The organism is Okeania sp. SIO2F4, assembly GCF_010672385.1.
Lineage (GTDB): Bacteria > Cyanobacteriota > Cyanobacteriia > Cyanobacteriales > Microcoleaceae > Trichodesmium.
The window spans coordinates 1-8,875 of the sequence record NZ_JAAHGT010000368.1 but is presented as its reverse complement, the minus strand read 5'-3'; the positions used below and the strand labels follow the sequence as shown (position 1 = coordinate 8,875).

Below are 8,875 nucleotides of genomic sequence, written 5' to 3'. Positions count from 1 at the left end.
GTTAATTCATCTTAGCTCAAATTCTACTTTCTTAGCGCTAATTTGTAAAGTAAATATTAAGAATCTTAATCCCATATAAAATGTCAATAGTCAAGATTCAGCAGCCCAGAGTCAGTAGGACAAGTTCCTATATCAAGACTTTTGAAAATTAGATAATATTAGGATTTTATATTTAAGTCTTTTCTAGACAGGAATTGCAGAGAAACTATATACAGCGTTATACAACTTTCAAAAACCATAACGTTATAGATATGTAGTGTTTACAACTCAAAAATGCCTAAGTCCTGATAGATTTGCTCTTCATACTAAAAACTATCAATACTTGCTACAAATACTTAGAATTTTTTCAGTAGTTAAGAAGAAATAAAAAATAAAATTGTAGTAATAAGTTTTTTGGTATTTGACAATAAATTTTACTTGTAAGATAATAAGAAATTTTCCTAATCTAAATTCGTAGTGGTATATATATTTTTTTTGAATTAATCTATACTGTATAGCAATCCTATTTTATTCGTGTCAAAAATCTTACTGCTTTTTAGGGAACAGGGAACAGGCAACAGGTGGGAGTTTCAGTTTTTTTATTTACTTTTTAATTTGTCACGACCTATTTAGGATTGCTATATAGCTAAATAATTATTAATATATAGCAGTTCAATAATTAATAATTAATAACTACCTCTTTATTCTGAATTATGAATCGTGATTTTTAAACTATCAAATTACTAATTACTCAGATTTTTTATGAAATAATTTACCAGCATTACGGGGATTATTTGTAACATATTTTTTTTCAATAGTATTAAATCAAAGCTGTATAAAAATCCTAAACAGCATGGGGAAAATCAAATAGCATACTTGTCAAATATCGGTCAGTCCACGCCTGACCTAAAGACTTTTCCAGAACTCGTCGTGTTTTGTCATTTTGTTGCTGCTTAATGCAATAATTATGCTGTCCCGCCAAAATTTCAGCAAGTTGAGAGCTAGAAAATACAGGAGATGTAGAAAGAGCAATTTGACAATGTAGCGTTAAAAAGTGTTTCACTTGCTCAAGGAAAAGGATTTCTTCTCTAGAATCAACAGGACGTATAAAGATACAAAATTCTGAGAAAATATCCCCCCATTCTGGTAGCTCGCGAGGTTGAGAAAAATTAAAATCTGGTAGATTAGCTAAGACATTTCGATAAGAATGTGATAAAGTATTCTGGCCGTTTATGGGAGACAGATCGACAATAGCTGCTCCGATTCCTTTTTGACTCCCAACCAGATCTACTCCAAATATTGGTAGGGGATAATTATGTTGGGGAAACATGACACAGTGGAGAATATTCAGACTATTACCGACTCGCGCCAACTCCAAGTGCAACTTACGAAACTTATATGTTTGATAGCAGCGATTTTCTATAATTAGTTTTTCTCCATCTAAACTTCCTTCCACATAGCCGAGACCTTCTGGTATATCGTAGGGGTATAGATCGAAATAACGTTCCCAACTCATTTCAATAAAGTTTGCCAATTGACGGAAGAGAAGAGGTTGAGTTTCTCTTAGGGAGGATCGAGTAGTTGCCAGCATAATATTATTTTATTTTGAGTTTGTTTTATTGACATACTCCCGACGTTGCGCTTACAAGGGCATCGCAGGATTCTTCAGTCATATAAGCCCTGACCGCAGTTTTAACAGAAGTGATGTCCTCCTCCTGTTTTAAATTTATGTTGATAATTTAGAGATGAAAAAATTATGGCGATCTCCAGAAAGGCTTATTTTCCTGATAAGCAAAGATATTGCTCGATCGCCAACTTGAAGGCTGTGGATAAGGATAGTCTTTCTGAAAAATCACCAAACTTGATTACTAAATTGAAAATGACCAATTATATTATGTGCCCCCTCCGGGGGAGCTACGAATTGCGGATAATCACTTATAATAAAGTTTTTGCTTGTAGTAGGGCTTCAGCCCGAACTATACATAGGGCTGAAGCCCTACTACGAACTTTAATTATAATAACTATTTAACCGAACATAATATTACTCAGAAGTTTCACTTTCTGAAGAAGGTTCGCTCTCTGAAACTTTCTCTGATATCTCAAGAGGACGAATATTGACAATTGTGCCTCCCATACGGCCAATCTTCAACATTTCGTCGTTCATGCGATCGTAAGGGACTTGAATAAACACACTGCTACTGGTACGAAAAGGATAGTCATTGTTATCGTTTTCGCCATTTTGTCTTAATCCAGTTACCTCATAAACAAAGGTACGATTTTTTGAAGATGAGCTGGATCTCCCACTCATTAAAGATTTTCCTAACATATTTTCAAGCTCTACTAAATATTTCAATTGCTATGCCATAGTGATACTAGCTACTTTACCGCCCATCTTGTTAATTTTCTGGAGGGTGTCTGATAATTGATCGTAAGGAACGAACCATGCTTTACTAACCCGGCGTACTTTAGGATATCTTGGCAGATTCATACATGATACCTCTATCCGATAAACACGATCGCCCCAGTTTGAATTTGTAAAGGCTTTATTAGGAGCAATACCTCGGTTTGAAGCTTTATAAGCGTAGCCTTCACCACTACCTGATGGGATTACTACTGCCGACGCACTATTACGACCTAAGTCTTTTGCTAACCGAGATTGTTTACCATAAATCTGAGAGTTATCGCTATTAGCATAGCCTCGATATAGTTGAAACATTCGGGGAAAACCGACAGTTTTCTGTCCTTGTTGAGTAGAAAAACCTCGATAGTAAGGAACAATGTTGTCGCCAAAATTTTCCTCGTATTCAGCAGAGTCGATGTAGGAATCAATATCTGCTTCAAAACCTTTGTTTTGATAGAGATCGAGGTGGTAAATTACTTCCGATTCGTCATAGGGAGCGCGACCTAGCAAATGTTTAATATTTAACTCAATCACCCTTGTTTGGAAACTGTTGTAAAGGAACTTAGACTTATAGAGTTCTGATTTAGCTACAGCTCGAACAAAGTCCCGCACAGTAATTGAGCCATTGGATAATAATGATTCTTCTCCCTTGAGGCGCTCAAAAGCCATAATGTATTCATTGCCAAAAACTTGTCGATAAACCGATTTAATAATCGATTGAACATCTTCCTGGCTCCAGTTAGGACGTAATTCTGAGGGTTTAAAATCGCTAAAGGCAGAAACTCCTAAACGAGGTGCTGCTGCTGTAATTGCCACTTATTTATCTCCTGTAAATTTATAGAATAGATTAGGTTGAAATCAGGGGAAGTTTATACCAAATTCAAAAAAGATAGTTACAGTGAAATGAGTACAAAACTATGAATGAATTAGCTTAGACAATAAGAAAGCTATGAATTCATACTTCCGGACTACTTGCCACTGACCAATTTATTAGAAACCGGGTTTATGGAAGGTAGATGTCAGTATGGAGGAGGTTCTAATATAAAGCCGGTTTTCCTACTTTTTTTAACTAGCGTGATTCTGAGTTTGTTTAACCGGATTTGATATAACAGTCCTTAACAACATTTTTTGACATCAGTATTAAGCATTAGTGATACTGAGTACCTGAGAGTTACGCTGATTAATTTTTTGTAGGGTTGCCGAAAGCCGATCGTAAGGAACGACATACTCACTAATACTGCGCCGAATTTGCGGACCTCGTCCTCGTGCTGCTTGAGTTACCCTTAGTCGATAGAGTTTTCCACCTTGAGTTACCGTAGCACCTGTGAGTTCTCGTCCCGTGTTTGGGGTATAAACAGGAGTAGCCACGTTACGGGCTAAATCGTAAGTTAGGCGAGGACTACCGCTATTCCCTTGGGCGCGATCGCTATTGGCATAACCTCGATATAACTGAAACATTCGAGAAAAGCCTACTGTCTTCTGTCCTTTTTGCGTAGAAAAACCTCGATAGTAAGGGACTATATTCTCGCCAAAACTTTGAATGTACTCATCAGAGTCAATGTAGGAATCAATATCCGCTTCAAAGCCCTGGTTTTGATAAATATCAACATGGTAAATAATTTCGGCTTCATCGTAGGGAGCGCGACCTAGCAAATGTTTGATATTTAACTCAATTGTCCGAGGATGATAGTTGTTATAAAAAAATTTCGACTTGTACAATTCTGATTTAGCGACTCCCCTGACAAATTCGCGGACTGAGATCGAGCCATTACATAATAGAGATTCTGCACTGGCAAGACGTTCAGATGACATCAAATGCTCGTTGCCCATGACGTGTCGGTAAACAGCTTTAATCGCTATCATTGCCTCTTCCCGAGTCCAGTTGGTACGGAGTTCGACCAAACTGGCATCACTAAAGGCAGAGGTTCCCAGACGAGATGCCGCTGCTGTAATTGCCATTATATTATGCTCCTAATTTTATTAAAATCTTTTCTTTTTTTCTACAAAATATTGCTCGTAATGACAAGAAACCATACTGAAGAATTAATAATTAATAATTAATAATTAATAATTAAACACCTTGGTTAAAATCCTCCCCTTTCAAGGGGAAAAAAAGTGCTAGGATATTTCCTTATATTCAATTCCGTTACGGTTTTAACCTTCTTGTAATTATCAATTATATCATGTTCGGATAATCACTTATAATAAAGTTTTTGTTTGTAGTAGGGCTTCAGCTCAAACTGTAGATAGGGCTGAGAGCTATACTACGAACTTTAATTATATATAACTATTTAACTGAACATAATATTATCCATTATTCATTATCAATTAATGAATCGCCACTATAGTCACCTGCCATTACCAGCAAATCGGTAAATTTTAGCTTAAAGCGTTGATAGCATAATCTAGATAGGAGTTCGCTTCAACAGCTTGGTCGCCAGTAAGACCATGGCTAGCCTTAATATACTTGAGAGCTTCAACATACCAACTGGGAGATAGTTCAAAAGTACGGTTGATTTCATCAATACCACTAAGCAAATATTCATCCATTGGTCCGGTGCCTCCTGCAACTAAGCAGTAGGTTACCATGCGTAAATAGTAACCAATGTCACGAGCGCATTTGTCTTTACCACGTTGATCGGCAGCATAGTTAGCTCCTTGCATTTGGGTAGTGTAAGGGAACTTTGCGTAAACAGCATTGGCTGCACCTTGAACTAATTGGTCAGATTTGGTAGTTAAAGCTTTAGCTGCTTGTAAAGCAGTAGTAGCTTGACGGAAACGCCCAAACGCTGTTTGAATTTCGGTGCTGCTGAGGAAACGTCCTTGAGAATCAGCAGAGGAAAGTGCTTCAGTTATGGGGGTTTTCATAATTTTGTATCTCCTTATTTTTTGTTAAATTTTTTTAGAAAAGGTGTTGCAATTGTATTGAATTGCTTGTTACATCAAGATAGAGGTTAATTAAGAAACTGCTGCTGCTGCACGATCAAAGTAGCCAGCAATTTCAGATTGCAGGGAGCTACAATTTCCTGGAGTGATTCCAGTTGGGTCCATTACAATGGAAATAGCAGCATCCTTCATCTTTAATACACCAACAGCCACAGAAGCTCCAGGCGTTCCAAGAGCTAGATAAGTTTCCCGAAGTCCATTAAGGCAGCGATCTTCTAAAACACTTGCATCTCCACTAAAGATGGAATAAGTAACATAACGCAGGATGATTTCCATGTCACGCAAACAAGCAGACATCCGACGGCTGGTGTAAGCGTTTCCGCCAGGAGAAATTAACTGAGGCTGCTCTTCAAATAAAGCACGAGCAGCGTTAGCAACAATTGTCTGACTATTGCTGGTGATACGGTTAACAGCATCCATCCGCTTATTGCCGTCTGCCACCATTGCACTTAGAGCATCAATCGTAGATGTGGACAAATATTCTCCACGAGCATCTGCTTGAGATATAACTCGGGTAAACGCATCAAACATGGAAGTTTCTCCTCAATAATTTGAACCAGTGGTTTTTGTATCTGGTGATTATTTAAGCAAAGTGTTTGTGCAATTTTCGTGCAATTTTCAGAATTAAAAGTGAAGTTTTATTGCTTTTTATGAACAAAATGTTAGAGTTGTCCTTAAATAGATGGAAAAAATTGCTACAACCTAGACATAACAATCACTTGTAGGCTCAAAAAAAACAAAATTTGGCTATGGATGGCAGTAGACCACTTTAAACAGGGTATTTTTGCAGGAGACTATAGTGCAGAAAGTTTTGCTCCCTGGACGGAAAGTTGTTAGTAAATGGAAATGCTATTTTTATGTTACAGATGGATAGAAAGTTTACCCAAATTTTATTCCTGAGAGACTGTTTGTAAAAAAAGCTATAGCACTTTTGAGGATGCTGAGGTACAGTCATAAGACTACTTTTATATTCCCTGTTCCCTGTTCCCAGTTAAGTGTTCCCTAGGACAATAAAACTTTGTACCTCACGCGCCTCCGAAACTGCTGTAAAGATAGCAATGAAGAAGTATCTGGACTTACGCACCCAAACAAGAAACTGGGTTTATTCCACTAATTATTGTTGTTGAAATTACGAAATTTTGTCGATCAATCCGGTTTATGCGTAATATCATGTCCGGATAAGAGCGTGATCAAAAAAAGTATATGGTTTGTAGTAGGGCTTCAGCCCGATACATACTTAGGGCTTTAGCCCTACTACAAACTTTAATTATAACTGTTCAACCGGACATGATATAAGTCCTTAAGTAAGGTAGGAAAATAAAAAAATCAATTATGAGTGTCAAATAGATTTCCCCAAAATCTTATGCCAGCGATCGCGAGTGCAAGCTACAGGACTTGTCATGGAAAAAGTTGAGGATATTTCGGTAGTGCCTCAAGGAAGTGTGGTCCGTGTGGTCCGTGTGGTCTGTGTGGGGAGACGCTCGAAAGTAGGAGGAATAATTGTACCTGTATCTTTATTGGGAAATGTCTGTCTTTCGTCCTAACTTTTTGGTCTTAAAGGCTGAAAAATTTGCACTTTTTTCGCTCCCATGTGGGCGCTCAACCTTGATATCTGAGTGCTTTTAGATTATATTTGCCAGCCCTACTTGACGAATCCCACACTTTGCTGACGCACAACCGATATTTCTTATGTAGAATTAGTTGGGGTTGACTCTGGTTATAGTAGACATAAATTTGAGCAGGTGATAGTATGGCAGACCTGATTTCAGCAGGAGTAGAAATAGTCAAGCGTGATACCAATTCTCCAAAATAATGGAAGACTTTCCGATGGGACTTCAGTTATTAAGTAATAAGTAAACTTCAATAATATTTTGGTAGTGGTGTACAAGTAGCGATATCCTAAAAAAAGTCAAGCAGTCAAAGGAATACTATTTCTTTAAAACTAAGAATTTAAGGTACTTTTAAAAAAATTTATCTTATAAATATGATAACTACTATACTCTATAATTTTAATAAACATCTCAATTCTGATATCTGATTCCTGATTGCTATACTAAATACAGTGTGGCACTATAGTTTTAACTAAGAGACATCTCCAACAATAAAAAATAGAATCAATTATCCTACACAAATTATTAATTATTTCCCCCTATTCCCGTAGGGGCGATTCGCGAATCGCCCCTACTCCCTATTTTCTGGAGAGGTCTAAGGATATATAAGATTTTAACGGAAATTATAAACAGATAATTATACTATAAAGTGGAAATATAATTTCGTTAAAACTTAATAAAAATATAATCTTTATTTGAGCAGGAACCTATAGAATCTCATTACGACTATCAGTATAGTTAAATAGAGGATTCCTAATTTATGCCCAATCAAGTCCGCTTTGCCACCTTCAACGCATCTCTCAACCGTGCCGAAGCAGGCCAATTAATTCAAGACCTTTCCACAACAGAAAACGAACAAGCGCAGACAGTAGCAGAAATTATTCAAAGAGTCAATCCTGATGTTTTATTAGTTAATGAATTTGACTTTGATGCAGAAGGAATAGCTGCGGATATATTCCGAGATAACTATTTAGAAATAAGTCAAAATGGAGTAGACCCTGTAGAATATCCCTTCGTATATCTGGCTCCTTCTAATACAGGTATTACTTCTGGTTTTGACCTAGATAATAATGGGGAAATAGTTACAACTCCAGGTGCAGATGGTTATGGAAATGATGCCCTTGGTTTTGGCAATTTTCCCGGTCAATTTGGAATGGTTTTATATTCAAAATATCCTATTGTGGAAGAGGGAATCAGAACTTTCCAAAACTTTCTTTGGCGAGATATGCCAGGGGCATTATTACCAGATAATCTTGATACACCCGAACCTAATGATTTCTATTCACAAGCAGAATTAGGTGTATTTCCTCTTTCTTCTAAAAGTCATTGGGATGTTCCTATTAATGTTAATGGGGAAATAATTCATGCTTTAGTTAGTCATCCTACTCCTCCAGTTTTTGATGGGGATGAAGATAGAAATGGTAGAAGAAATCACGATGAAATTAGGTTTTGGGGAGATTATATTACTCCGGGAGCGGGTAATTATATTTATGATGATGCTGGAAATTTTGGAGGTTTAAATCCTGGTAATTCTTTTGTAATTATGGGAGACCAAAATGCCGATCCGGTTGATGGAGATAGTTTTAATAATGCCATTAATCAATTATTAGAAAATCCTTTGGTAAATACTTCAATAACTCCTGGTAGTGAAGGGGGGGTTACTGCTACAAACCGTCAAGGTGGAGAAAGTGCAAATCAGTTAGGCAACCCTGCTTTTGATACAGCAGATTTTAATGATGCACCTGGTAGTTCTGGAAATTTACGAGTTGATTATGTTTTGCCTTCAATAGATCGAGAAATAGTTGATACTGCTGTTTTTTGGCCGACTGAAAATGACCCTCTATTTCCATTAGTAGGAGATTTTCCTTTTCCTAGTTCAGACCATCGTTTAGTTTGGGCAGATATTACTGGTGAAAGTCGTAAAACTGTAACTAATATA

General features: G+C 37.0%; 9 protein-coding genes and 1 pseudogene. 3 read left to right on the top strand and 7 right to left on the bottom strand.

What is annotated here, in order from left to right; translation table 11 throughout:
• Nucleotides 1-823: 823 nt before the first annotated feature.
• The 6 genes from F6K22_RS21705 to F6K22_RS21680 form a co-directional block, all read right to left on the bottom strand.
• Nucleotides 824-1,570 (bottom strand): phycocyanobilin:ferredoxin oxidoreductase, encoded by a 747-nt coding sequence (locus tag F6K22_RS21705; RefSeq protein ID WP_293102543.1) that lies wholly within the window; start codon nucleotides 1,568-1,570, stop codon nucleotides 824-826.
• A gap of 450 nt (nucleotides 1,571-2,020) precedes the next feature.
• Nucleotides 2,021-2,305 (bottom strand): rod-capping linker protein CpcD, encoded by a 285-nt coding sequence (locus F6K22_RS21700; protein WP_293102540.1) that lies wholly within the window; start codon nucleotides 2,303-2,305, stop codon nucleotides 2,021-2,023.
• Nucleotides 2,306-2,335: 30 nt separating this feature from the next.
• A complete protein-coding gene (locus F6K22_RS21695) occupies nucleotides 2,336-3,196 on the bottom strand; it encodes a phycobilisome linker polypeptide (RefSeq protein ID WP_293102537.1) in 861 nt (286 codons plus the stop codon).
• Nucleotides 3,197-3,520: 324 nt separating this feature from the next.
• Complete coding sequence (locus tag F6K22_RS21690; RefSeq protein ID WP_293102534.1) at nucleotides 3,521-4,339, bottom strand: phycobilisome linker polypeptide; 819 nt, start codon at nucleotides 4,337-4,339, stop codon at nucleotides 3,521-3,523.
• 420 nt (nucleotides 4,340-4,759) lie between these two features.
• Complete coding sequence (gene cpcA, locus F6K22_RS21685) at nucleotides 4,760-5,248, bottom strand: C-phycocyanin subunit alpha (protein ID WP_293102532.1); 489 nt, start codon at nucleotides 5,246-5,248, stop codon at nucleotides 4,760-4,762.
• A gap of 90 nt (nucleotides 5,249-5,338) precedes the next feature.
• Complete coding sequence (locus F6K22_RS21680; RefSeq protein ID WP_293102529.1) at nucleotides 5,339-5,857, bottom strand: C-phycocyanin subunit beta; 519 nt, start codon at nucleotides 5,855-5,857, stop codon at nucleotides 5,339-5,341.
• A 198-nt stretch (nucleotides 5,858-6,055) separates the two neighbouring features.
• On the opposite strand from F6K22_RS21680, the pseudogene F6K22_RS21675 reads away from it, so the two are divergent.
• Together F6K22_RS21675 and F6K22_RS21670 are read left to right on the top strand one after the other, a co-directional pair.
• A pseudogene (locus F6K22_RS21675) lies at nucleotides 6,056-6,197 on the top strand (IS1 family transposase); the annotation flags it as partial.
• 508 nt (nucleotides 6,198-6,705) lie between these two features.
• Nucleotides 6,706-6,870 carry a hypothetical protein gene (locus F6K22_RS21670; RefSeq protein ID WP_293102526.1) on the top strand — a complete coding sequence of 55 codons (165 nt, stop codon included), beginning with the start codon at nucleotides 6,706-6,708 and terminating at the stop codon, nucleotides 6,868-6,870.
• A gap of 55 nt (nucleotides 6,871-6,925) precedes the next feature.
• On the opposite strand, the gene F6K22_RS21665 is transcribed toward F6K22_RS21670, so the two are convergent.
• Nucleotides 6,926-7,126, bottom strand: coding sequence for a hypothetical protein (locus tag F6K22_RS21665; protein WP_293102523.1), 201 nt, complete (start codon nucleotides 7,124-7,126; stop codon nucleotides 6,926-6,928).
• A 570-nt stretch (nucleotides 7,127-7,696) separates the two neighbouring features.
• On the opposite strand from F6K22_RS21665, the gene F6K22_RS21660 reads away from it, so the two are divergent.
• Nucleotides 7,697-8,875, top strand: a 1,179-nt coding sequence (locus F6K22_RS21660; RefSeq protein WP_293102520.1) for an endonuclease/exonuclease/phosphatase family protein, incomplete at its 3' end; no start/stop codon positions are given.

Coding starts and splice junctions, on each gene's coding strand:
- cpcA (WP_293102532.1), bottom strand. CDS start 5,248: ATGAAAACCCCCATAACTGAAGCACTTTCCTCTGCTGATTCTCAAGGA.
- F6K22_RS21700 (WP_293102540.1), bottom strand. CDS start 2,305: ATGTTAGGAAAATCTTTAATGAGTGGGAGATCCAGCTCATCTTCAAAA.
- F6K22_RS21705 (WP_293102543.1), bottom strand. CDS start 1,570: ATGCTGGCAACTACTCGATCCTCCCTAAGAGAAACTCAACCTCTTCTC.
- F6K22_RS21690 (WP_293102534.1), bottom strand. CDS start 4,339: ATGGCAATTACAGCAGCGGCATCTCGTCTGGGAACCTCTGCCTTTAGT.
- F6K22_RS21680 (WP_293102529.1), bottom strand. CDS start 5,857: ATGTTTGATGCGTTTACCCGAGTTATATCTCAAGCAGATGCTCGTGGA.